The 24,827-nt window shown below is 60.3% G+C and carries 21 protein-coding genes; 7 read left to right on the forward strand and 14 right to left on the reverse strand.

Features of this window, described 5'->3' with window-relative positions; translation table 11 throughout:
• The first annotated feature begins 216 nt into the window (after positions 1-216).
• Complete coding sequence (locus tag AC1MEW_RS16960; protein ID WP_201204430.1) at positions 217-1,881, forward strand: MFS transporter; 1,665 nt, start codon at positions 217-219, stop codon at positions 1,879-1,881.
• On the forward strand, positions 1,878-3,038 hold the full coding sequence (locus tag AC1MEW_RS16965; RefSeq protein ID WP_322268820.1) for an HlyD family secretion protein: 1,161 nt from the start codon (positions 1,878-1,880) through the stop codon (positions 3,036-3,038). The genes AC1MEW_RS16960 and AC1MEW_RS16965 overlap by 4 nt, the downstream gene beginning before the upstream one ends.
• Before the next feature lie 104 nt (positions 3,039-3,142).
• Here the strand turns inward: AC1MEW_RS16965 and copD are convergent, their stop codons facing one another.
• From copD to AC1MEW_RS16980, 3 genes are all read right to left on the reverse strand, one after another.
• Positions 3,143-4,003: a copper homeostasis membrane protein CopD gene (copD, locus tag AC1MEW_RS16970; protein WP_323570535.1), complete on the reverse strand. Its 861-nt coding sequence runs from the start codon at positions 4,001-4,003 to the stop codon at positions 3,143-3,145.
• A gap of 3 nt (positions 4,004-4,006) precedes the next feature.
• Positions 4,007-4,372: a copper homeostasis periplasmic binding protein CopC gene (gene copC / locus AC1MEW_RS16975; protein ID WP_201254945.1), complete on the reverse strand. Its 366-nt coding sequence runs from the start codon at positions 4,370-4,372 to the stop codon at positions 4,007-4,009.
• Positions 4,373-4,439: 67 nt separating this feature from the next.
• Positions 4,440-4,880, reverse strand: a complete 441-nt coding sequence (locus AC1MEW_RS16980) for an acetyltransferase (RefSeq protein ID WP_201254944.1) — start codon at positions 4,878-4,880, stop codon at positions 4,440-4,442.
• A gap of 136 nt (positions 4,881-5,016) precedes the next feature.
• Here AC1MEW_RS16980 and AC1MEW_RS16985 point away from each other — a divergent pair, with 136 nt between their 5' ends.
• On the forward strand, positions 5,017-5,637 hold the full coding sequence (locus AC1MEW_RS16985) for a TetR/AcrR family transcriptional regulator (RefSeq protein WP_201197383.1): 621 nt from the start codon (positions 5,017-5,019) through the stop codon (positions 5,635-5,637).
• A gap of 116 nt (positions 5,638-5,753) precedes the next feature.
• On the opposite strand, the gene preA is transcribed toward AC1MEW_RS16985, so the two are convergent.
• The 3 genes from preA to hydA form a co-directional block, all read right to left on the reverse strand.
• Entirely contained in the window at positions 5,754-7,028 is a 1,275-nt protein-coding gene (preA, locus tag AC1MEW_RS16990) for an NAD-dependent dihydropyrimidine dehydrogenase subunit PreA (RefSeq protein WP_201204422.1), read from the reverse strand.
• Entirely contained in the window at positions 7,029-8,396 is a 1,368-nt protein-coding gene (locus AC1MEW_RS16995) for an NAD(P)-dependent oxidoreductase (RefSeq protein WP_201204421.1), read from the reverse strand. It abuts the gene before it with no gap.
• A gap of 202 nt (positions 8,397-8,598) precedes the next feature.
• A complete protein-coding gene (hydA, locus tag AC1MEW_RS17000; RefSeq protein WP_201204420.1) occupies positions 8,599-10,038 on the reverse strand; it encodes a dihydropyrimidinase in 1,440 nt (479 codons plus the stop codon).
• Between the two features lie 621 nt (positions 10,039-10,659).
• On the opposite strand from hydA, the gene AC1MEW_RS17005 reads away from it, so the two are divergent.
• From AC1MEW_RS17005 to AC1MEW_RS17015, 3 genes are all read left to right on the forward strand, one after another.
• Positions 10,660-12,144 carry an NCS1 family nucleobase:cation symporter-1 gene (locus AC1MEW_RS17005; protein WP_322268819.1) on the forward strand — a complete coding sequence of 495 codons (1,485 nt, stop codon included), beginning with the start codon at positions 10,660-10,662 and terminating at the stop codon, positions 12,142-12,144.
• A gap of 141 nt (positions 12,145-12,285) precedes the next feature.
• Entirely contained in the window at positions 12,286-13,569 is a 1,284-nt protein-coding gene (locus tag AC1MEW_RS17010) for a Zn-dependent hydrolase (RefSeq protein WP_201254943.1), read from the forward strand.
• Between the two features lie 98 nt (positions 13,570-13,667).
• On the forward strand, positions 13,668-14,576 hold the full coding sequence (locus tag AC1MEW_RS17015) for a DHH family phosphoesterase (protein ID WP_201254949.1): 909 nt from the start codon (positions 13,668-13,670) through the stop codon (positions 14,574-14,576).
• Between the two features lie 117 nt (positions 14,577-14,693).
• Here the strand turns inward: AC1MEW_RS17015 and dapF are convergent, their stop codons facing one another.
• Positions 14,694-15,497: a diaminopimelate epimerase gene (gene dapF / locus AC1MEW_RS17020; protein WP_322268817.1), complete on the reverse strand. Its 804-nt coding sequence runs from the start codon at positions 15,495-15,497 to the stop codon at positions 14,694-14,696.
• A 513-nt stretch (positions 15,498-16,010) separates the two neighbouring features.
• Between dapF and AC1MEW_RS17025 the strand changes: the two genes are divergently transcribed.
• Positions 16,011-16,382: a DUF6124 family protein gene (locus tag AC1MEW_RS17025; RefSeq protein ID WP_201254941.1), complete on the forward strand. Its 372-nt coding sequence runs from the start codon at positions 16,011-16,013 to the stop codon at positions 16,380-16,382.
• Between the two features lie 258 nt (positions 16,383-16,640).
• On the opposite strand, the gene AC1MEW_RS17030 is transcribed toward AC1MEW_RS17025, so the two are convergent.
• The 7 genes from AC1MEW_RS17030 to AC1MEW_RS17060 all read right to left on the reverse strand — a co-directional run bounded on the left by AC1MEW_RS17030 (position 16,641) and on the right by AC1MEW_RS17060 (position 24,822).
• Positions 16,641-18,032 (reverse strand): amidohydrolase family protein, encoded by a 1,392-nt coding sequence (locus AC1MEW_RS17030; RefSeq protein ID WP_480422959.1) that lies wholly within the window; start codon positions 18,030-18,032, stop codon positions 16,641-16,643.
• Between the two features lie 12 nt (positions 18,033-18,044).
• Positions 18,045-19,397 carry a nucleobase:cation symporter-2 family protein gene (locus tag AC1MEW_RS17035; protein WP_201204412.1) on the reverse strand — a complete coding sequence of 451 codons (1,353 nt, stop codon included), beginning with the start codon at positions 19,395-19,397 and terminating at the stop codon, positions 18,045-18,047.
• Positions 19,398-19,671: 274 nt separating this feature from the next.
• The gene (locus tag AC1MEW_RS17040) at positions 19,672-20,712 is read right to left on the reverse strand and encodes a CobW family GTP-binding protein (RefSeq protein WP_480422960.1); all 1,041 of its coding nucleotides are present in this window, start codon (positions 20,710-20,712) and stop codon (positions 19,672-19,674) included.
• A 92-nt stretch (positions 20,713-20,804) separates the two neighbouring features.
• The gene (locus tag AC1MEW_RS17045) at positions 20,805-21,434 is read right to left on the reverse strand and encodes a UbiX family flavin prenyltransferase (protein WP_201254939.1); all 630 of its coding nucleotides are present in this window, start codon (positions 21,432-21,434) and stop codon (positions 20,805-20,807) included.
• Entirely contained in the window at positions 21,431-22,816 is a 1,386-nt protein-coding gene (locus AC1MEW_RS17050) for a UbiD family decarboxylase (RefSeq protein ID WP_201204407.1), read from the reverse strand. The genes AC1MEW_RS17045 and AC1MEW_RS17050 overlap by 4 nt, the downstream gene beginning before the upstream one ends.
• 166 nt (positions 22,817-22,982) lie before the next feature.
• Entirely contained in the window at positions 22,983-23,888 is a 906-nt protein-coding gene (locus AC1MEW_RS17055) for an amidohydrolase family protein (RefSeq protein WP_201204406.1), read from the reverse strand.
• A gap of 4 nt (positions 23,889-23,892) precedes the next feature.
• Positions 23,893-24,822, reverse strand: coding sequence for an amidohydrolase family protein (locus AC1MEW_RS17060; protein WP_480422961.1), 930 nt, complete (start codon positions 24,820-24,822; stop codon positions 23,893-23,895).
• Positions 24,823-24,827: the final 5 nt, after the last annotated feature.

Raw genomic sequence — 24,827 nt, forward strand, 5'->3', positions numbered from 1 at the left:
ATGTCAATCACAAGTTGTACGATGACATGCGTGTGCCAAAATAGCCCTGTAGGAGCGAGGCTTGCCCGCGAAGGCGATCTAACATTCAACATTGATGGTGGCTGACGGTCCGTCTTCGCGGGCAAGTCGGAACGCCGCCCGCTCGCTCCTACAGGGTTCGTGTTTTGCCGGTCGTTTTCCGGCAAACTGCAGGCATCCCCAGAACAAGGCCATTGAATGGATCACTACGCCCCGCGCAATTGGCAGCCCCACGAGCGGCCCAGTTTGCCCGGTTCCCCTTCGACGCCCGAGCACTCCAATCCCAAGCGGCTGGCGTATGCGCTGGTGGGTTTGCTGGTGGCGTTGACCGGTGGCCTCGGCAATTCGCTGGTGATTGCCAACCTGCCTTACCTGCAAGGCGCACTCGGCGCGACCACCGCCGAGATGGCGTGGCTGCCGGCGGCCTACGTGATGACCAACGTCTCGATGAACCTGTTGCTGGTGAAGTTCCGCCAGCAGTTCGGCTTGCGGGCGTTCACCGAAGTCTTCCTGGTGCTCTACGCCCTGGTGACCTTCGGCCATTTGTTCGTCAACGACCTGAGTTCGGCGATTGCCGTGCGGGCGGCCCACGGCATGGTCGGTGCGGCGCTGAGTTCGCTCGGCCTGTATTACATGATCCAGGCCTTCCCGGCGAAATGGCGGATGAAGGCGTTGGTGCTGGGCCTCGGCACTTCGCAACTGGCATTACCGCTGGCGCGATTATTCTCTGAAGACTTGATGCAAATCGCCGAATGGCGCGGCTTATACCTGTTCGAACTGGGCATGGCGCTGCTGACGTTGGGCTGTGTTTTCTTGCTTAAATTGCCACCGGGCGATCGCTTCAAAACCTTCGAAAAACTTGATTTCCTGACCTTCGCCATCCTCGCCACAGGTGTGGCGTTGCTCTGTGCGGTGTTGTCGCTGGGACGCATCGACTGGTGGCTGGAAGCGCCATGGATCGGCGTGGCCTCGGCGGCGTCTATCGTGCTGATCCTCGCCGGCCTTGCCATCGAACATAACCGCAGCAACCCGATGCTGATGACCCGTTGGCTCGGCAGTGGCGTGATGATTCGCCTGGCCCTGGCGGTGATCCTGATTCGCATGGTGCTGTCGGAGCAGTCCACCGGCGCGGTCGGTTTCATGCAGGCGCTGAACATGAGCAGTCAGCAGTTGCACAGCCTCTACGTGGTGATGTTGCTCGGCAGCATCGCCGGCCTGGCGACCAGTGCCCTGACCATCGACCCCAAACACCTGTTCATGCCGCTGATCGTATCCCTGGCGCTGATGGCGGTCGGCTCGGTGATGGACAGTTATTCGAACAACCTGACTCGCCCGGAAAACATGTACTTCAGCCAGTTTCTACTGGCCTTCGGCGGCACGTTTTTCCTCGGCCCGACCATGGTTCTCGGCACGCGAAACGTGCTGACCAACCCGCGTAACCTGGTGAGTTTTTCGGTGTTATTCGGGATCTGCCAGAACCTCGGCGGCCTGATCGGCGCGGCGCTACTGGGCACGTTCCAGATCGTTCGCGAGAAATTCCATTCCAGCAATATCGTTGAAAACCTGACCTTGCTTGATCCGCGTGTCGCGGCTCGAGTGCAGAGCGGCGGCAACGCGGTGGGTTCGGTGATCGCCGACCCGAGCCTGCGCAATCTTCAGGGCATTCGCAGCCTGGCCACGGCGGCAACTCGCGAGGCCAATGTGCTGGCCTATAACGATGTATTCATGCTGATCGCGGTGATTGCCGTGCTGACCATGATCTGGATTTCCATTCGCGCCCTGTGGCTGATGAGCACTACTCAAGCCGTCGCCCCAGCGCCTGCCACTCCTTCCGTCCCATCCAGCGGTGCCACTTCTTCATGACCGAACCGACCACTACGACCACCAACGCCATCGCCGCCACGCCTGAAGGTGTTGCGCCACCGTCCTCGCCGGCCACTGAGCCGCGCTCGTTGCGGGTGCGGATCGTCTCGTCCATGGGCTTCGCGGCGATTGCCATCGTCGGTGTGCTGATCGTGTTGTACGCCTGGCAACTGCCGCCCTTCGGCAGCGCGGTGGAAACCACCGAAAACGCTTTGGTCCGCGGCCAGGTGACAATCATCGGCCCGCAGCTCAGTGGCTATGTGTACGAAGTGCCGGTGACGGATTTCCAGTTTGTGAAGGCCGGCGACCTGCTGGTGCGCCTCGATGACCGGATCTACAAGCAACACCTCGATCAATCCCTGGCACAACTGGCGGTGCAGAAAGCCGCGCTGGCCAATGTGGTGCAGCAACGCAACAGCGCCGAAGCAACCATCAAGTTGCGGCAGGCCGCCATTGCCGACAGTCAGGCACAGTCGCGCAAGAGCGAGGCCGATCTGCGGCGTAACCAAGAACTGGTGAATGACGGCTCGGTGTCCAAACGTGAGCTGGACGTGGCCCTCGCCGCCAACGCCCAGACCATTGCTTCGGTGGCCCAAGCCCAGGCCAACCTGGAAATCGCCCGGCAGGACCTGCAAACCGTGATCGTCAATCGCGGTTCGCTGGAAGCGGCGGTGGCCAGCGCGGAAGCGGCGGTGCAACTGGCGCGGATCGACCTGTCCAACACTCGGGTGCTGGCCCCGCGTGACGGTCAGCTCGGACAGATCGGTGTGCGCTTGGGTGCCTACGTCAACTCCGGTGCGCAGTTGATGGCGCTGGTGCCGAACCAGTTGTGGGTGATTGCCAACATGAAGGAAACCCAGATGGACGACGTGCGAGTCGGCCAACCGGTGAGCTTCACCGTCGACGCGCTCGACCATCGTAAATTCAAGGGGCGGGTGCAGCGGATTTCACCGGCCACCGGTTCCGAGTTCAGCCTGTTGCAGGCGGACAACGCCACCGGCAACTTCGTCAAAATCGCCCAGCGGGTGCCGGTGCGGGTGACGGTGGATGCGGATCAGGAACAGATTGAACGGTTACGGCCGGGGATGTCGGTGGTGGTGAGCATTGATACCGCGGCAGAAGGCGATAGCAATAAACCTGACACCACACAAAACTAAATGTGGGAGCGGGCTTGCTCGCGAAGACGGAGGCACATCCAACATCGATGTCGCCTGAGATACTGCCTTCGCGAGCAAGCCCGCTCCCACATTGGGTATGTGTTTCAACCCACAATCATCGGCGGCATGGTGCCCAGCAGCGAAACCGCCGCCACCGCGCCCATCCCCAGCAACCACTCCAGAATTACACTGGTCTTGAGCACGCCAACCCGTTGCTCGCAGTCCTTGATCCGCAACCGATTGAACAACGCCAGCCCCAGCATCACCGCGACCAGCACCACCTTGATCAACAGAATCAAGGCAAACCCGGACAGCAGCGGCGTCGGCCAAAACGCCCCGGTCAGCACTCGCACGTTAATCAAACCGGTGATCACCAACGCTGCGACCAAGCCGTAGCCGATCCCACTGAAACGGCGCAAAACCGCGCTCAATGAGTCGCTGTTCGGGTGCAGCAGAATCATCACCAACAGCATCAGCCCGCCGAGCCAGGCACCGACGCAGGTCAGGTGAATGATTTGATTGAGGATCAGCAACTGGCCGCTGAGACCGTCGAGCATTGCGCCATGACCCACCGGTGCCAGGGTCGCGAGCAACAGGCCGCTGACGATCAACCGCAACGGCACGTTCGTGCGCAGTGGTGTCAGCAGCAACCCCATCAGCACGGCGTTGAGCAGCAGGTGCCAGGTCCAGACCTGGCCAAAAAAGGTATTGCGCAGCACCAGGCGCAGGGTCGAGGGATCGAACGCCGCGTCCCAGGCCCCGGCCATGCTGGCGGTGATCAGCAGCAACCAGCTCACGCCGCTGACCAGTGCCACGGCGGTCAGCCCGCGGGTGACGCGCGCCAGTTGCCGATCCAGGTTGTGGGCGTCAGCTTTCAGCAACAGCGGCCTGAACAGCCAGGCCCCGAACAGCATCAGCACCACCACAAAATGCAGGAAGCGGCACAGCACCAGCGCGTCGGTCATGAATTACTGGCCAACCTTGAAGCTGTAGGCGCCTTCGCTTTTGTGGGTGTCGACCGACACCGCGTGCCACTCGACCTTATAAGCACCCGCCGCCAACGGCGCTGCCGGGGTGACGATCAGGGTTTTCTTATCGGCGCCTTCGGTGGCCAGGCTTTTCACCGCAACGTCGGCGCCGTCCTTGCTGAGGCTGACTTTGGTGAAGGTCGCTTCAACACCTTCGGAAAACACCAGGCGCAGTTCAGTCGGCGCGGTCACGGTGCTGTCGGCGGCCGGTGTTTCACTTTTCAAATGGGCGTGGGCGAACACCGATGAAGCGGCGAGCAGCGAGCCGAGCAGGGCGGCGGTGGTCAGGGCTTTTTTCAGCAACATGGTCAATTACCTTCGGGGCAGGGGAATGGGCGTCACTTAAGCATGAACGGTGCGCGCCGGGAAATGTTTACTCCGGTTTTAGCGTCAGGTGAATCACCGGGAACGGTCGACCTTCACCATCGGTTTCCGAGCGGCCGCTCTGTTCAAAACCATAGTGCAGATAGAAGCCGTGGGCCTGGGGATTTTGTTCGTTGACGTCGACGTTCAGGGTCGGGTGCAGGGCGTTGACGTGGTCGAGCAACTGTCGGCCGACGCCCTGACCCCGTTGGGCCGGTTCGATAAAGAGCATTTCGACATTGTTGCCGCCAGTGGCGATGAAGCCTGCGGGCGTGCCGTCCGGGTTTTCACCGACCCACACTGTCAGCGCTGGTAGGTAGGCATCGCGCACCAGCGGATAGAAAAACTGAATATCGTCTTCAGTGAGAAAGTCATGGGTGGCGCGCACCGAGCGTTCCCAAAGGGCGGCGAGGGCGGCATCGTCGGCCGCGACGCGGGGTCGAATGTTCACGGTGGGTGATCCATTGCGGCGAGAAAAGAGCGGCGGATGCTACCGAATCGGTTTTCCCGGGGGAAGTGAAAATGGCCTGTCGCCGCGACCCAGAGCGGATGCTAGTCTTGGGCAACGCTGTTGTCAGGGAGCCCTCATGGGCAATCACAAGATCGAGATTCGTCGCAGTAACGTCGAGAAAATTCTGCTGGGGGCGGAGAAGGTTTTCGCCGAAAAAGGCTTCGGCAGCACCGCCATGGCGGACATCGCCGCCGAAGTGCAACTGCCGCGCTCCAATCTGCATTACTACTTCAGCACCAAAAGCGAGTTGTACAGCGCGGTGTTGTTCGACCTGCTGGAAGTCTGGAAGCAGGACGCCTTGTGCTTTGAGATGTTCGACGACCCGCGCGTGGTGCTCAGCAGCTACATCCGCGCCAAGATGAACCATTCCCGCAGCCGGCCGTACGGTTCGAAAGTCTGGGCCAACGAGATTATTCACGGCGCGCCAACGTTGGGTGAGGCGCTGGACGTCAGCCTGTACGACTGGGCCAAGATGAAAGAAGCGAAAATTCGCCAGTGGGTCGAGGACAAACGGATCTTGCCGGTGGAGCCTTCAGCGTTGCTGTACATGATCTGGGCGTCGACCCAGCATTACGCGGACTTTGATCATCAGGTGAATATCCTGAATGATCATCAGGCGTTGTCGGACATGCAGTTCGAGCGGGCGGTGCAGACGGTGACGAGTGTGATATTGCGCGGGATTGGGTTGGAACCCTGAGATTTTCAGCGCAGCCAATGGCCCCTTCGCGAGCAAGCCCGCTCCCACATTTGAAATGCATTCCAAATGTGGGAGCGGGCTTGCTCGCGAAGGCGTCAGATCAGGCGCAGCAGATCCTAAAGGGCAACATGGTAAGGATTCCTCGGATCATGATTCCAATCCAGAAACGGCTTCCCACTGTCCATCGGCACCATCTCAATACAATCCGCCACCGGACAAGTGATCTGGCACAAATTGCACCCCACGCACTCATCATCAATCACTTCATATTTATGCGTCCCATCCGCCTGCTTGAGGCTGGCAATCGCCTGGTGCGACGTATCCTCGCAAGCAATATGGCAACGCCCGCAACCGATACAGGCCTCCTGATCAATCTTCGCAATCACCTGATAGTTGATGTCCAGGTACTTCCAGTCCGTGGTGTTGCCCACCGCGCGCCCGGAAAACTGCGAAATGCTGGTGTAACCCTGACTGTCCATCCAGCGTGATAAGCCGTCCTTCATCTCATCGACAATCCGGAAGCCATGCAGCATCGCCGCCGTGCACACCTGCACCGCGCCGCTGCCCAGGGCGATGAATTCAGCCGCATCGCGCCAACTGCCGATGCCGCCTATGCCGCAAATCGGCAGGCCTTGGGTCTGCGGGTCGCGGGCGATTTCAGCGACCATGTTCAGCGCAATCGGCTTCACCGCCGAACCGCAATAACCGCCGTGGGTGCTTTGATGGCCAACCGTGGGAATCGCGACCATTTGTTCCAGGTTGACGCTGGTGATCGAGTTGATCGTGTTGATCAGCGACACCGCATCGGCGCCGCCACGGTGGGCCGCGCGGGCGGCAACACGGATGTCGGTGATGTTTGGCGTGAGTTTGACGATCACCGGCAGCGAGCAATAGGTCTTGCACCAGCGGGTGACCTGTTCGACGTACTCCGGCACCTGGCCGACCGCCGCACCCATGCCCCGTTCCGGCATGCCGTGAGGGCAGCCGAAGTTCAGTTCGATACCATCGGCGCCGGTGGCTTCCACCAGCGGCAGGATGAACTTCCACGACTCTTCGACGCACGGCACCATCAACGAGACGATCAGCGCGCGGTCCGGCCAGTCCTTTTTGACCTGGGTGATTTCCCGCAGATTGATCTCAAGCGAGCGGTCGGTGATCAGCTCGATGTTATTGATGCCCATGACCTCGCGGTTAGCCCCGAAGTGTGCCGAGTACCGCGATGACACGTTGACCGCCGCCGGGTCTTCACCCAGGGTTTTCCAGACCACACCGCCCCAGCCGGCCTCGAAAGCGCGGACCACGTTGTAGGCTTTATCGGTGGGCGGCGCGGAGGCCAGCCAGAACGGATTGGGGGCTTTGATGCCAGCGAAGACAATCGAGAGATCGGCCATTTACGCAGCCTCCACGTTGAGCATGAGTTGAGCGTTGATGGCTTCTGCGGCCAGTTTTCCGTGTTGCACCGCTTGCACCGTGAGGTCCTGATCGAGGCTGGTGCAGTCGCCACCGGCATACACGCCGGGGATGCTGGTACGCAGGTTTTCATCCACCTGAATGCGTTCGCCCTGACGCTTGAGCTCCCGGGCCAGCGGGTCGGCGAGGGCGCTGCCATCGAAGGCCTGGCCGATGGCTTTGAAGATCGCATCGGCGGCCAGTTCGAAGGTTTGTCCGGTGGTTTGCAAGCGACCTTCGACCATGTGGGTACGGGCGAAACGCATGCCGCGCACGTTGCCCTGATCGTCGAGCAACACTTCTTCCGGTTGTGCCCAGGTCAGCAAGCGCACCTGATTGGCTTTGGCGATGTCTTGTTCATGACCGGTGGCGCCCATGTCCTCGACGCCACGGCGGTACACCAAATTGACGTCATGAGCCCCGAGACGAGCCATTTGCACGGCCATGTCGATGGCGGTGTTGCCGGCGCCGAGGACGATGCAATGATCGGCCAAGGGCAGTTGTGTCAGGTCATCAGCCTGGCGCAGTTCGCGGATGTAGTCGGTGGCGGCGACCAGCCCCGGCGCGTCCTCGTGATCGAGCCCGAGTTGTTTGCTGGCGGCCAGGCCGAGGCCGAGGAACACCGCGTCGAATTGCTGGTGCAGTTCGCTCAGGGTCAGGTTCTCGCCGAGTTTCTGACCATGACGGATTTCGATGCCGCCAATTTGCAGCAAGAAATCCAGTTCCTTTTGCGCGTAATCGTCCACCAGTTTGTACTTGGCGATCCCGTATTCATTGAGGCCGCCAGCCTTTTCCTTCGCTTCGAAAATCACCACGTCATGGCCGTGCATGGCACTGCGGTGAGCGCAGGACAAACCGGCCGGGCCGGCGCCGACCACCGCGATGCGCTTGCCGGTAGCGGCAGCGCGCTGGAACGGGTGCTCGCTGAAATTTGCGTTATCGACGGCATAGCGTTGCAACAGGCCGATCAACACCGGCGCGCACTCATGGTCGTTGTTGCGCACGCAGGCTTGCTGGCAGAGGATTTCGGTCGGGCAAACCCGGGCGCAACTGCCGCCGAGGATGTTTGCCGAGAGGATTTTCTGCGCGGCGCCCTGGACGTTTTCCTGATGGATATTGCGGATGAACGACGGAATATCGATCTCGCTCGGGCAGGCGTTCACGCACGGTGCGTCGTAGCAATACAGGCAGCGCGAGGCTTCCAGATGCGCCTGACGGTCGTTGAGCGGCGGCGCCAGATCGGTGAAATGGCCGGCGAGGGTGGCCGCATTCTCGTAGGGATGCGGGAGGTGGTTCAGGGTCTTGATCACGGTTTAAGGCCTCATGTTTTTTTGAGGTGCTGCCTCTGGTGGGCATTGGGTGTTCATGCATAACCTGTGGCGAGGGAGCTTGCTCCCGTTGGGCGGCGAAGCCGCCCCATATCCAGTCGATTGGATACACCTGACACCCAGGGTCGACTGGTGTTGGTCCTGCTGCGCAGGCCAGCGGGAGCAAGCTCCCTCGCCACAGGGGTCAGCGCTTGACGGCGGTAGGTTTGTGCAACTCAGCCCGCTTACTCAGCAAATCAAACACCGCCGGGTACGCCGGCCGTTCGATGTACCGCCCGGCGCCGCGCTCGGCGCGCAAGTCGCCATCGGCCCAGACCACGCGGCCCTGGCTGACGGTATGGCTGGGCACACCACGCACGGTCTTGCCTTCGAAGATGTTGAAGTCCACCTGCTGATGGTGGGTTTTGGCGGAGATGGTTCGCGTACCTTCCGGGTCCCACAGCACCAGGTCGGCATCGGCGCCAACGCGGATCGCGCCTTTGCGTGGGTAGAGGTTGAAAATCTTCGCGGTGTTGGTGGAGGTCAGCGCGACAAAGTCCTGCATCGACAAGCGACCGGTGTTCACGCCTTCATCCCAGAGCACCGCCATGCGGTCTTCGATACCGGCGGTGCCATTCGGGATCTTGCTGAAGTCGTCACGCCCGGCGGCTTTTTGCTCGGCGCAGAAGCAGCAATGGTCAGTGGCCGTGGTGTGCAGGTTGCCCGATTGCAGGCCGTGCCAAAGCGCTTCTTGATGGCCGCGGGGGCGGAAGGGCGGGCTCATCACGTAACCGGCGGCGGTCTGCCAGTCCGGGTGTTGGTAGACGCTGTCGTCCAGCAGCAGATGCCCGGCCAATACTTCGCCGTACACCGGTTGACCCTTGCTGCGGGCGTAAGTGATTTCGTCGAGGGCTTCCTTGGTCGAGACATGCACCAAGTACAACGGCGTGCCAATGGTTTCGGCAATGCGGATGGCCCGGCTGGCGGCTTCGCCTTCCACTTGCGATGGTCGCGACAGCGGATGCGCTTCCGGGCCGGTGATGCCCTGGGCCATCAACTTGCGTTGCAGGTGATAGACCAGTTCGCCGTTTTCCGCATGCACGGTCGGCACCGCACCGAGTTCCAGACAACGCTCGAAACTCGCCACCAAGGTGTCGTCGGCGGCCATGATCGCGTTCTTGTAAGCCATGAAATGTTTGAAGCTGTTGATGCCGTGATGGCTGACCAGTTCGGCCATTTCCTCGCGGACCTGCTCGCTCCACCAGGTAATCGCCACGTGGAAGCCGTAGTCCGACGCCGACTTCTCGGCCCAGCCGCGCCACTGATGAAACGCTTCCATCAACGACTGCTGCGGATTGGGAATCACGAAGTCGATGATCGACGTCGTGCCACCGGCCAGACCCGCCGCCGTGCCACTGAAGAAATCTTCACTGGCCACCGTGCCCATGAAGGGCAGTTGCATATGCGTGTGGGGGTCGATGCCGCCGGGCATCAGGTATTGGCCGCTGCCGTCGAGTTCTTCGGCACCCGCCGGAACATCCAGATTGTTGCCGATGGCTTTAATCACGCCGTCGGCGCAATAGACGTCGGCGCGATAACTTTCATCATGGGTAATAACGGTGGCGCCACGGATCAACAGAGACATTCCGAGTTCCTCGCAGGCATGACCGACTTATGCCGGTTCTAAATGTTTTATATGAAGCGGCCGCAAACAGGTGTATTCCTGTCAGGGCTGTCAGGAATAGAAACTAGCTGGTGTTATTGGAATGAGCAAGAATATTTTTTATAAGCTTATATCGATATTAAGTTATTGATAAATAACAGTTAAATATAAAAATCACCAAAATGGTGAGGCCTCTCACCATTTTGACGCACTTGACAGGATCTGAAAATCGACGAGATTTCCTATGTGAAATCAGCCGTTTGAGGATGGTCTATGGTTGATCCGCAACTTTAAAAAAAAGATTCATGCACCAGATTGAGTCCTGACTGTTCGGACAACTTGCCGCCCATTCGGCCTGAGTGGCGTGACAAGTAACCGAAGGCTCAATAGTTGGATAAATAAAACTGATAAACATCAGTTGGTTATAAAGGTTTTATGGCACGGCCCGATGCGCAAGCGGGGCACCCGGCACGTTTATTGATGCCGCCGCTGACACCTTGGCCGGTCCGTAAAAGTTGTCAGTTCCTCCGGCCATCGTCGGCTCGCGCTCCTTGGCGCCAGCCCCTGATGAGCAAAAATAATTCAAAGAACAGTGGAGCGGCCATGCAACAGATCAGATCGCAAGTGACCGAGCGCGACGGCTTGTTTGAGCTCGAAGCCGGCACCGACGTCCTCGACAGTCCCCGTTACAACCACGACATGGCACCGACCAAGGTGCACGAACGAACCTGGAACAAATGGCACATCACCGCGCTGTGGATCGGCATGTCGGTCTGCGTGCCGACCTACACCCTCGGCGGCGTGCTCACGGCGTACTTTGGCTTGAGCGTTGGCGAAGCGCTGCTGGCGATTCTGCTGGCCAACCTGATCGTGCTGATCCCGCTGACCCTCAACGCGTTCGCCGGCACCAAGTACGGCATCCCGTTCCCGGTGTTGCTGCGTTCTTCCTTCGGCATCCTTGGCTCCAACGTGCCGTGCCTGATTCGCGCCTTGGTAGCGTGCGGTTGGTTCGGTATCCAGACGATGTTCGGCGGGTTAGCGATTCACCTGTTTCTGGGCTCGATTTTCGAGGGCTGGAAATCCCTCGGCGGGACCGGGGAAGTCATCGGTTTCATGATCTTCTGGTCGTTGAACCTGTGGGTGGTGCTGCGCGGCGCCGAGTCGATCAAATGGCTGGAAACCCTGTCCGCACCGCTTCTGGTGGCGGTCGGCATTGGCTTGCTGGTGTGGGCGATGCCCAATGTCTCGATGACCGAATTGCTGGCGATTCCACCGAAACGTCCTGAAGGCGCGAGCGTGGTCAGTTACTTCGCCGCCGGGCTGACGGCGATGGTCGGGTTCTGGGCCACGCTGTCCCTGAACATCCCGGACTTCAGTCGCTACGCCAAAAGCCAGAAGGATCAGATCCTCGGGCAGATTTTCGGTCTGCCGCTGACCATGTTCCTGTTCGCCTCCCTCGGCGTGATCATGACCGCCGCGTCGGTGAAACTGGTGGGCGTGACCGTCTCCGACCCGGTCAGTCTGATCGGCCATATCCAAAGCCCGGTGTGGGTTGCGGTAGCCATGGCGCTGATCATCATCGCCACGCTTTCGACCAACACTGCGGCCAACATCGTGTCGCCGACCAACGACTTCCAGAACATCGCGCCGAAGGTGATCAACCGTACTAAAGCAGTGATGCTCACCGGTCTGGTCGGGTTGCTGCTGATGGGGCATGAACTGCTGAAAAAGCTTGGGCTGATCGTTTCGAACGTGAGCCTGGAAACCGTCTATTCCAACTGGTTGCTGGGCTATTCCAGCCTGCTCGGACCGATTGCCGGGATCATGGTGGTGGACTATTTCCTGATCAAGAAACAGCAACTGGACCTGGCCGGGCTCTATCGTGATGACGTCTATCCGGCGTGGAACTGGTTTGGGTTTATCGCGTTTGGCGTGCCGGTGGTGCTGACGTTGCTGTCGCTCGGTAGCAGCGCATTCAGCTGGTTTTACAGCTATGGCTGGTTTACCGGCTCGGCGCTGGGAGGGTTGATTTACTACGGGTTGTGTTCGATGCGGACCAGTCCGTCTGTTGTGAAATCTTCGGTGTAGCGGATGGCCCCTTCGCGAGCAAGCCCGCTCCCACATTTGAAATGCGTTCCCCTGTGGGAGCGGGCTTGCTCGCGAAGGCGGCCTCAAACACACCCGAAACTTGCCTGAAGAAAACCATAAAAACTGCCTGAGGAGATCCCCATGAACGCTGCCGTAGACGTTCTGCAATCCACCCATCAGCACATCAATCGCGACCGCCTGTGGCAGTCGCTCATGGAACTGGCCAAGCTCGGTGCCACGGTCAAGGGCGGGGTCTGTCGCCTGGCCCTGACCGACCTCGACCGCCAGGCCCGGGACATTTTCGTCAACTGGTGCGAAGAGGCGGGCTGCACCGTCACCATAGACGCCGTCGGCAATATCTTCGCCCGCCGTCCCGGCCGCAATCCAAACCTGCCACCCGTGATGACCGGCAGCCATATCGACACCCAACCCACCGGCGGCAAGTTCGACGGCTGCTTCGGCGTGCTCGCCGGGGTTGAAGTGTTGCGCACCCTCAATGACCTCGGCGTGGAAACCGAAGCGCCGCTGGAAGTGGTGGTCTGGACCAACGAAGAAGGCTCGCGTTTCGCCCCGTGCATGATGGGCTCAGGCGTGTTCGCGGAAAAATTCACCCTCGAAGAAACCCTGGCCAAGGTCGATGCCGACGGCGTCACCGTTGGCGAAGCACTCAACGCCATCGGCTACGCCGGACCACGCAAAGTCAGCGGCCACGCGGTCGGCGCCTATTTCGAAGCGCACATCGAGCAAGGCCCGATCCTCGAAGACGAACACAAAACCATTGGCATCGTCATGGGCGCTCTCGGCCAGAAGTGGTTCGACCTGAAACTGCGCGGCGTCGAAGCCCACGCCGGCCCGACCCCAATGCACCTGCGCAAGGACGCCCTGGTCGGTGCCGCCGTCATCGTCGGCGCGGTCAATCGCGCCGCCCTCGGCCATCAACCCCACGCCTGCGGCACCGTCGGTTGCCTGCAAGCCTACCCCGGCTCACGCAACGTCATCCCCGGCGAAGTGCGCATGACCCTCGACTTCCGGCACCTGGAGCCGGCGCGCCTGGATTCGATGATCGCCGAAGTTCGCCAAGTCATCGAAACCACCTGCGAGGAACACGGCCTGACCTTCGAACTGACCCCCACCGCCGACTTCCCGCCGCTGTACTTCGACAAGGGCTGCGTCGAAGCCGTCCGCGGCGCCGCCCAAGGGCTGGGCTTGTCGCACATGGAAATCGTCAGCGGAGCAGGGCACGACGCAATTTTCCTCGCCGAACTCGGTCCAGCCGGGATGATCTTCGTGCCATGCGAAGGCGGCATCAGCCACAACGAAATCGAAAACGCCGCGCCGGATGATCTGGCGGCGGGGTGTGCGGTGTTGTTGCGGGCGATGTTGGCGGCGTCGGCGGCGATTGCCAGTGGTGACATGGCGGCTTAGGTACGGCTGCATCAACATTCAAAATGTCATGTTTTTGTCATGAGCCTGTGAGACGTTGCCGCCCCTGAAATGGACGCCAAGGACGCGCAATGTCTCCCATCAAAGTCATCACCTCAGGCTCGGCTTATCTGGACATCGACGCCTATGCTTGCTGCATCGCCTACGCCGAATTGCTGAATCTGCAAGGGATCGAAGCTCGCGCGGTCAGTAGCGCGGCGCCCAATGCCAGCGTTCCAAAAACCGTGCTCGGCTGGCCGGTGTCCCTCGACGATTACCGCCCGGAAGCCGGGGATGAGTTCGTATTGGTGGATGTCTCGGATTACGCCCATTTCGACCCGTTAGTGGTGCTCGATAGGGTCGTGGAAGTGATTGACCATCATCCAGGCTTTGAAGATTACTGGGCGCAGAAGCTCGGGCCCGCAGCGGACATTCGCCGGATTGGTGCCGCCGCGACTCAGGTTTTTGAGCGCTGGGAGGCGTCGGGGTTGTTGCCTCGTATCAGCGAGCAAAGTGCAGCCCTGCTGGCGACTGCGATTCTCGATAACACGATGAACTTTACCGGGCGGCTGGTGACCGAATTGGATGTTCGGGCATATGCGGTGCTGATGCGACTCGCCAATCTGCCAGTGGACTGGCCTGAACGGTATTTTCTCGAATGTCAGGTGGCTATCGAATCTAATCTTTTCGAGTCGTTGGCGGCTGATATGAAACGCTTGAAACCTGAAAGCGATCTGCCTCAAGTGTTTGCGCAGATGACGGTGTGGGATGCCGGGGCGTTGATCCGGCAGCATCGTGCGGCGATCACTCAATGGCTAGCGTTGCAGGGAGATGACTGGCTGCTGAACGTCATCAGCATCAGCGAGGGCAGGAGCTACTTTTTGGTCGAGCCCTTGGTCAGCCAACTGAAACTGAGCGATTTGCTGCAGGTTGAGGGGTTGGATGGGATGGTTGTTCTTGAGCGGTCGATGCTGCGCAAGGAACTGATGGCTCTGAGTGCTGACGGCTGAGATTTTTTTGGGTGGATTTGCGATGTCGACTGTCAAACCACTTTCGCGAGCAAGCCCGCTCCCATAGGTTTTGTGGAGGCCTTGAAATGCGATAACTAGCCGCTATAAACCCCGTAATTAGCGATCCAGGAATGTTCCCGAAAAAATCTTCTCTACCGGCCCGGTGAGAAAAACAGATCCCTCGCCATCCCATTGAACCGTTACGCTTCCGCCATCGCATTCAACCTCAACGCTATCATCCAGCAAGCCGCGACGAATCCCGTTAACCGCCGCGCCACAACAGCAGGAACCTGACCCCAACGGAATACCACCCCCACGCTCCCAAATACGCAATCGAATGTGCGCTCGGTTAATGACCTGGACGAAGTGCACGTTGGTCTTGAGGGGGAATAGGGCGTTGCTTTCAATCGTCGGTCCGATGGCCGCTATATCAACGGCTGCCAGATCATCGACAAAGTAGGTGCAGTGCGGATTTCCCATGCTGCAAGCGGTTGGGTCTCCCGTCAGCGGTAGAGCCGCCGTGTCCATTTCTCGGGCCAGGGGAATATCCGACCAGCCGAACAGCGGCGCTCCCATGTTGACGGAAATAGCGCCGGTTGACGTTCGTTCGCAGGTGAGTAGACCACGGTTGGTTCGCAGCGCTATCGACGTCACATTTGCTTCGCGCATCAGCATATCCGCGACGCCCCGCGTTGCGCTGCCGCACGTATCCAGCGCTGAGCCGTCGGCATTCCAGAACGTCACGCGCGCTGCGGCGTTCTCACAGTCGAGTATCACTGCGAGTTGATTGAAACCGATGCCTCGGTGCCGATCACCCATTCGCCGAGCCAGGGTGCTGGTGATCGGAATGGCCGAGTTTCGCGAGTCGACAATGACGAAGTCATCACCGTTGGCGTGCATTTTATGAAAGCTCAGCGGCATAAAGAGGTCCTGACGACGGGGCATTGGGTGTAGGGCGATCTAGCCGCACTCGCGTGGCTTTTGCAAGGCGTATAAATGCCCCGGTAAGCGCTACCGAAGACTGAAATCTGTTGATCTTTTGGTTGGATTGTCCCGAGTGCTCGGGCCGCAATCATCGAAAAATTTTGTGGCTAAAGATCTTTCCTACACGCGGGATGTGAGGCTACAGCGCCTTGCGCCTTTGCCTACAACTACGCCAGAATCCGCCGGCTTGTGCGCCTTGTGCCTGGTCTTTATTGTTTCCGGGTCGCTGAATATTCAGTGACCGGGTTTAGCGATCCGACTAGTAGGCGCACAAAACGTCCCAAACTGTATTGCATGCTTTATACCTGCAATTACGTTATGGCGGCTGAGCGCAGGAGACCTTCGGGTCTGCCGGGTGCCTGCTAACCGGTTCGCTAACCTGCGTTCAGTCGCCACCCTTACTTGTTTAGCGACAGGTCGCGGTGGCTCCACTTAAGTAGGAGTTCCACAATGTTCAAAGCCACACCCAATCCACCAGAATCCGAAACCGAAGACACGTCCACGTACACCACCCTCGATTCAAAAAAACTCAAAGAGGCCGCCGAGCGCGCCCTCAATCACTACCTCAATCCCGCTGTCGTCAAAGACACCCCGCGTAAACCCAGCACGATTTTCACGATCCTCCCCAAGATCGACACCGAGACCTTGCTGGCCAACGCCTGCGAATCCCTGGCCTCGGCGAGTGTCATGGCGAGTGACTTTGCGGCGTTGCTGGAAGGCCCGCAGCGCAACACCATGCTGGCGCTTCAGCAAGTCATCATGCTGAGCGAACTGGCGGTGAATCGAGCGCTGGACAACATCGATCCATCGAAACAGGCGTAATAGACCCCATGTGGGAGCGGGCTTGCTCGCGATGAGGTCAGTACATTCAACATCGCTGTTGGCTGATACACCGCTTTCGCGAGCAAGCCCGCTCCCACAGTTTTTGTGTTGTGTATGAGAGCAAATCTGTGCTGAACACCCATCCCCTGTGGGAGCGAGCTTGCTCGCGATGAGGTCAGCACATCCAACATCTTTGTTGACTGTTACTCCGCCATCGCGAGCAGGCTCGCTCCCACAGGGTTTTGTGTTTTTGGGCGGTCAGTCGACATCCTGCGTCATCAACTGCCGCACCCCATCCCACGCGTCAGCACGCATTTGCTGCAAGTCCAACCCCGGTATCACGCCGTCATCCACCACCACGCGACCACCGACGAGGCTGTATTTCACGGCAATCGGTTCGCCCGCGACCACGGGCGCCACGGCAATATCGTGGAAGCCAAAGAACCGTGGATGGTCCAGGCCATAGATCACCAGATCCGCCGCTTGCCCGACTTCCAACGTCCCGACCGCGCCTAGCCCCAACACTTGCGCGCCACCCGACGTGCCCCAGTGGATCACCTCTTCAGCGGTGGTCGCCGACGCTCCTTGCTCTGCTCGGTGAATCAACCATGCCGTGTGCGCTTCGCCGACCATGCTCCCGGATTCATTGGACGCTACACCGTCGACCCCCAGTGAAATCGGCACCCCGGCCTCGACCATTTGCGGCACTGGCGCGACGCCGCTGCCCAGGCGTGCATTGCTCACAGGGCAATGGGAAATGCCGGTGCCGGTTTGCGCGAGCATGCGGATTTCGCCGGGTTGCAGATGCACGGCGTGGGCGAACCAGACGTCGGGGCCGAGCCATTCGTGTTCGGCGACGAATTCCACCGGCAGGCAGTTGTATTTCTCGCGGCAGAAGTTGACGTAGTTCTGCGTCTCCGACAGGTGAGTGTGCAAGCGCAAGTTGAGCCCGCGGGCGGTGTGGGCCAGTTCGCGGAGCAAGGTCGGAGGCAGGGAGAAGGTTGGGGTGGTCGGGGCGACCACGACCCGGCGCATCGCGTCTGGCGTGTCTTGGTGATAGCGGGATTTGAGCCGCTCGATGTCCCCGACCATCTGGTCCAGCGTCTCCGGTTGCAGTGCGGTTTTCGAGAACCCCGGATGGGCGCTGGCCGACTCCAGCGCGCCGCCCCGGCACAGCACGAAACGCAGGCCGAATTCATCAGCGGTGTCGAACAGCGTATCGCCGCTCTCGGTGCTGCCATGGGCGTGATAGAGGTAGTGGTGATCGGCGCAAGTGGTCACGCCGGACAGCAGCAGTTCCGCCATTCCCAGTCGTGCAGCGATCCTTGTCAGTTGCGGGGTAAACCGGTTGAGGCGCGGGTAGGGCACGCTGGCGAGCCAGCCTTGCAGGTCTTGATTCAACCCTTCGGGCACGGCTTTGAGCAGGTTCTGGAACAGGTGATGGTGGGTGTTGATCCAGCCCGGATAGACCACAGCGTTGCGCGCATCGATCACTCGTTCACCGGGTTGCGCCACCAATCCAGCCGCCATTTCGGCGATGCGGCCATTGACGATGCGGATGTCGACATTGCCGGCCCGGGCACGCGGGCCGCGCAGGCCAGTCATCACCGCCACGGGATTCTTGATCAGGATATTTTGCAGTTGAGTCATGGTCGGCTCCGGTCAGAGGATGTGGGAGGCAGATTTAGCGGGTGCATCAGGAACGCTGACGCCGTTGAGCGTGGCGTTGAGCAACACCGACACCAGGCAGGCGATCACCACGCTGCTGTGCAGGAACGGCTGGCACCACTCGGGCATTTGCTTGAACAGGGTCGGCGCGAGCACCGGCACCAGGGCGGCGGCGATGGTGAAACCGACGATCAACACGTTGTAGCGATTGCGCTCGTAATCGACCTTGGCCAGGGTCTGAATCCCAGCCGCCGCGACCACACCGAACATCGCAATCCCGGCGCCACCCAGCGCAGCCATGGGCATCGAGGCAATGATTGCCCCGGCCTTCGGCACCAGTGCCACCGTGCACATCAGCAAACCGCTGATCGCCACCACCCAGCGACTGCGCACGCCGGTCAAAATCACCAGCCCGACGTTTTCCATGAAGGCAATGAACGGAAACGCCGCGAACATCCCCGCAATGGTGCTGGCCAGACCATTGGCGCGCAGGCCGTTGATCACTTGTTTCTCTTCCACCGGTTTGTCGACGATGTCGCCGATGGCCACGAACAACCCCATGGACTCGACCATCTGCACGATCATCACCACGATCATGGTGGCGATCGGGATCACGCTAAACGTCGGTAAACCGAAGTAGAACGGGTAGGGCACAGTGAACCAGGGCGATTCCTGCACACTTTGAAAACTGCCCATGCCCAGCGCGTAAGCCAGCCCCGCGCCGACCAACATGCCAAAGAGCACCGCCATGTTGCGCATCATAGGGCTGCCATAACGGTTGACCAGCAGAATGGTTGCCAACACCACGGCGGCGACGGCGAGGTAAGCCGGGGCACCGAAATTGCTGGCGTTGCGGCCGCCGCCAACCCACTCATAAGCGATCGGGAACAGTTGCAAACCGATCACGGTGACGATGCAACCGGTCACCACCGGCGGGAAAAACCGGCGTAATCGACCCACGAACGGCGCGGCGAGCATGGTAAAAATCCCCGCGCCGATCACCGCCCCGCAGACCCCGGCGAACCCCACTTGGGGGTTGGTGCCGATGGCGATCACCGGGCCGACGCTGCTGAACGCCACGCCTTGGAGAATCGGCAAACGCACGCCGAATTTCCAGAAGCCGACGGTTTGCAACAGCGTGGCGATGCCGGAACAGAACAGCGTGGTGCTGATCAGCACCACCGTATCGGCCTGGGACATTTTCAAGGCGCTGGCGACAATCAACGGCACGGCGATAGCGCCGATGTACGAGACGGCCATGTGTTGCAGGCCGAGGGTGAGCATTTGCCGGACTGGCAAAATCTGGTCGACCGGGTGCACGGTGGAGACGGTAGTGGCTGACGACATGGGGAAACACCTCTTGCTGTTTTTATTCGGTAGAGAGGGGTATTCGTTCTGATGCCAACCAGTTAAGAAAGAGGGGGCAATGAGTTCCTGTGGCGAGGGAGCTTGCTCCCGCTGGACTGCGCAGCAGTCCCCCTTCTTGAGGGATAAGGGGGCCTCTTCGAGGCCCAGCGGGAGCAAGCTCCCTCGCCACAGGTTCAGTGCACAATTGACTGTCTGGCATCAGCTATTCGTTCTATATGCCCGGAACCGCCATCCACCGGCTCCGATGCTGTGTTCAGCCTGCCAGGCAGGCGGCAAAGCCCTGGTTCAGCGCCGCGCGGTCCAGGTCGCGGCCGATGAACACAATCTTGCTGGAGCGCGGCTCCGTGCCCCACGAGGTCGAGGCGCGAAACTCGACCAGGCTGTGCACGCCCTGCAGCACGTAGCGTTGGTCCTGGTCCGCCACCGACAGCACGCCTTTCATGCGGTAAAGGTTGTCGGCCTGCTCGCTGCGCAGCTTGGTGATCCAGCGATGGAACGCGCCCAGATTCACCGCGCCGTCCACGGCGATCCCAACCGAGGACACGCTCGGATCGTGCTCATGGTCCGGTTCATCGTGATGATGTTCTTCAGCGTGATGGTCATGCTCCGATCCGATCTCCATCAGTTTCTGAGTCGATTCGAACGCGCCGATGCCAAGGATTTTCGTCAGGTCGATCTCGGCATAACTGGACGTCACCAGTTCCGCCGTGGCGTTCAATCCGCGAATCTTGCCCCGCAACGCTTCCACGTCTTCGGCGCTGACCAGATCGACCTTGTTGATCACGATCCGGTCGGCGCAAACAATCTGATCCACCGCCTGGTTGTCGACGCCGTCGAGTTGCAAATCCTCCAGGTGCTGGGCGATGTGCTTGGCGTCGACCATGGTCACGATGGCGTCGAGTTCCACTTCCTCGGCAATCGGGTCGTTGATGAAAAAGCTCTGCGCCACCGGGTACGGATCGGCCAAGCCGCTGGTTTCGATCAGGATGTGATCGAGCCGCACCGGACGCGCCACCAGTTCGCGGACGATGCGCACCAGGTCCTCGCGAACCTCGGCAGTGCAGCACACGCAACCGTTAACCATCTCGTAGATTTCTTCGGTTTCGGAGCTGAGCACCAGGTCGCCATCGATGCCGACTTCGCCGAATTCGTTTTCGATCACGGCAATTTTTCGGCCGTGGTTTTCCTTGAGGATGTAGTTGAGCAGGGTGGTTTTACCCGCGCCGAGGAAACCCGTGAGGATGGTCACCGGGATTTTTCGGTTCGGGGTTGGGGCGTTGAATGGACTGTTCATGTAATGCTCCTTGATGACGAATTGACCGGTGCACATTGAATTGGAGTGTTGCTGCTTTGGGTGGGAGCGGGCTTGCTCGCGAAAGCGGTGGATCAGTCGCGATTACCGGTGAATGACACACCGCCTTCGCGAGCAAGCCCGCTCCCACAGGGTTCTGTGGGTTCACCCCAACGCAGCGCGGTGCCGGCGTCGAGATCGAACAGGTCGAGGACACGGCCGAGGCTGTGATCGACCATTTGCGAAAGGTTGTGCGGGCGGGCGTAGAAGGCTGGCACCGGCGGGGCGATGATCCCGCCCATTTCGGTGACGGCGGTCATGTTGCGCAGGTGGGCGAGGGTCAGCGGGGTTTCCCTGGCCATCAACACCAGCGTGCGGCGTTCTTTCAACGTGACGTCAGCGGCGCGGCCGATCAGCCCTGAAGAAGTGCCGGTGGCGATCTCCGCCAGAGTGCGCATGGAGCAAGGTGCGACCACCATGCCCAGGCAACGGAACGAACCGCTGGCGATCCCGGCCGCCACATCGTCGGCGCGGTGGTAGTGGCTGGCCAGCGCGGTCACGTCCGCCAGTTTGTAGTCGGTTTCATGGGCCATGGTCAGTAGCGCGGCACGGCTGATGATCAGGTGGGTTTCGATGTTCAGCTCGGCGAGCAGCTCCAGCAAACGCACGCCGTAGATAAACCCCGATGCGCCGCTGATCCCGACCACCATCCGCTGGCGGCTCATGATTGATAGCCTTTGAGCAGATTGCGCGCGCGCTCGACCACGTCCTGATCCAGTTGCGCCTTGATTCCGTCAAACCCCGAACCGCGCGTTGCATCGAGCCCCATGCGCGAAGTAGTGCCGTTGACCGAGGACGACGGATCGAGCGGACTGCCGGGCAAGCCGTCGATGACGAAGATGTCCTGATGTGGCTGAAAATGCGTGGCCAATGCCCAGAGCACTTGGCTGTCATCGGTGATGTCGATGTCGCTGTCCACCGCGATCACGGTTTTCAGGTACGGGTCCCAGCCGAGCAGGGCGAGCATGATCTGCCTCGCTTCACCGTCGCGGCTTTGATCGAGTGCCACGTAGCAATGAAAGTGCGTGCCGGAATTCGGGTAGTGCACGGCGGTGACGGCCGGGAAACGCGCCTTGAGTTTCTCGCTCATCTCCGCTTCCCGTGGCAGCCGCGCCAGGGTCAGGTGTTCGGCGTAACGCCCGCCGACCACGTCGACCAACCAGGCATCCTTGCGCCGCATCAGGGTATCGACCCGCAGCACGTTGTTGGTCGAGCGGTCCGAGGAATAACCACTGAACTCGCCGAACGGACCTTCTTCGGCATACGCCGCCGGGTCGATGGCGCCTTCCAGTACAAACTCGGCATAAGCCGGCACACCGATGCCGTAGCGCGGGGTCTTGACCAGTTCCAGTGGTGCGCCGAACAGGCCACCGGCCACGGCACGTTCGTCACTGCCGTAGGGCAAGCGTGCTGCGGCGGCGAGCATGAATAACGGATGCGCGCCGACCACCATGGCCACGCGCAATTCTTCACCACGCTCGCGAGCGGTTTGCAGCATCCGCCACAGGTGACCGCGCGAATGCAGGCTGGTGGCGAGGGTCTGGCGAGCGTGGCGCATCGAGCGGTGATAGCTCATGTTGGCGATGCCGGTAATCGGGTCTTCGGCAATGATGATGGCGTTGGTGATGTAGGGCCCGCGATCACTGTCGAAATGCTTGAGCATTGGCAGCAACGCGAGGTCCACGGCTTCGCCTTCGAAGATTTCGTCCAGCACTGGGCCGGTGTCGACGTAGCGCGGCGGAATCGGATTGTTGGCGCGGGCCTGGAAGGTCTCGTGCAGTTGCGCCGGGGTTACGCCGAAGATCCGGGCGATGCGGGTTCGGGAGGCGAACAGGTTGGTGGCCACTGGCACGCCGAGATGGCCAACCTTTTCGCAGATCAGCAGCGGGTCGCGACCTTGGCTGGCTAGGGCATCGACCAGGGCGGTGACGTCCTGATCGGCAGAGAGTTGTTGCTGAACGGTCAGCACATCGTCCGGGTACTGCCGGCGATAGGCGTCGATGAAATCGTGGAAATCCTGGGTATCGCCGAGCGTCGAGAGGGTCATGGTTTCACCTCGTAAAAAAGCGGTGCTGTTCACTCAGGGGGAGAACAGACGAGATTCCCTGTGGGAGCGGGCTTGCTCGCGAAAGCGGTGTGTCAGCCGACCAAGATGTTAAATGTGACGGCCTCATCGCGAGCAAGCTCGCTCCCACATGGGATTGCGCCCAGGCCTAGAGGTACGTGGTGGTCAGGCGAATGTCCGCCTCGATCAGGTCCTTGGGTGGTGGTGTCGGTTCGATGCCGCACAACCGGGCGATGTTGTTGCCCAGGTAGTCCTCAAGGTGATCTTCATCAATCCCCAAGCCCTGTGGCGCCGGAGAACACAGCACCTCAAGTTCGCGCAACCACATCCCCGGTTCGTTCGGCGGCGAATCCGTGCCGAACACGATCTTGTTGCGCGGTAAATCCTTGGCGAATTCGACGATCCGCGACTGGAAGCACCAGCCGGATTCGCAGTAGACGTTCGGCGTATCCATGGCCATCCAGAACGCTTCGAACGAGTAGTTGCCGCCGGTCTGGATGCCGAAGTGACCGATGACGAAATTGACCATCGGGAACTCGCGGATGATCGGGTAGAACATCGTCGGAATGGTGTACGGGCCGTCGCCGGTATGGATCAACACCACGATGTTGTACTTGGCGCAGACCTTCATCGCCGGGCGCAACCAGTCGAGTGCGCGGTCCGGGCGGTAGCCATGCATGTTGGCGTGCAGCTTGAGCATCTTGAAGCCGTATTCCTTGATGTGGAATTCCAGCTCCGCCGCACCGTTTTCCGGGCCCCAGCGCGGGTTGAAGTTGAAGTTGCCGATGAAGCGGTCCGGGTACTTCATGCACAGCTCGGCGATGTAGGACATGTAGTCGCGCACGCCTTCACGGCCCCGGCGGTTGCCGTCGCGGTAACCGGTGTTGCCCGGTGGTGGCTGGATGAAGCCCATGTCGATACGCCGAGGCTTGCCGTTGATCATGTACGGGCCGTCCATCAGCTTGAGCATGCGCTCGCCAGTGAACGGTTCGCCGGTATGGCGCCAGGCCTCGTCGACCAGGTTGGTGGGGTGCAGATGGGTGTCGATAATCATCGATTCAGCTCCTGGCCAGTTGAGTGGTGACGGGGCGCTTGAGTTGCGCCTCTGCTTCGCTGACGGTGCGCGGTGGTGGCGATGGTTGGAGGCCGATCATCCGCGCGGTGTTGTTGCCCAGGTACTCTTCGAGGGTGTCCTCGTCGAGGTTCAACCCCTGCGGCGGCTCATGGCAGAGCACTTCGAGCAGGCGCAGCCACATGCCCGGTTCGTTTGGCGGGGTGTCGGTACCAAAGAGGATTTTGTGGGTGGGCAGGACCTTGGCGAACTCGACGATTCGCGATTGCAGGCACCAGCCCGATTCGCAGTAGACGTTGGGCAACTCCATCGCCCATTGCATCGGTTCAAACACGTAGACGCCGCCGGTCTGCACCCCGAAGTGGGCCATGATGAAATTGACGTTGGGGAACTCCTTGATCATCGGCACCCATTCCGACGGGATGCTGTACGGCCCGTCGCCGGTGTGCAGCTTGACCGGGATGCCCAGCTCGGCGCATTTCTCGAAGCACGGGCGCACCCAATCCAGTGCCCGGTCAGGGCGATAGGCGTGCATGTTGGCCTGCATCTGGACCATTTTGAAGCCGTGCTCGGTGACGTAACGCTCGATGGCTTCGACGCCATTTTCCACACCGCAGCGCGGGTTGTAGACGAAGCAGCCGATGAAACGGTCCGGGTAGGTCTGGACCATTTTCAGGGTGTAGGCCATGTAGGCGTCGATGGATTCGCGACCGGTCAGGTCGCCGTCGGTCCAGGTGTAAATCGTGTTGCCCTGGGGCGGCTGGATGAAGGCTTTGTCGATGCGGCGAGGTTTGCCGTTGACCATGTAGGGGCCATCCATCATCTCCAGCAGACGCTCGCCGGTGAACGGGTCACCGTCATGCCTCCAGGCGAGGTCCACCAGGTCGGTGGGATAGCAACTGATATCGATGATCATTGAAG

It is taken from the genome of Pseudomonas sp. ASL4 (assembly GCF_056680395.1).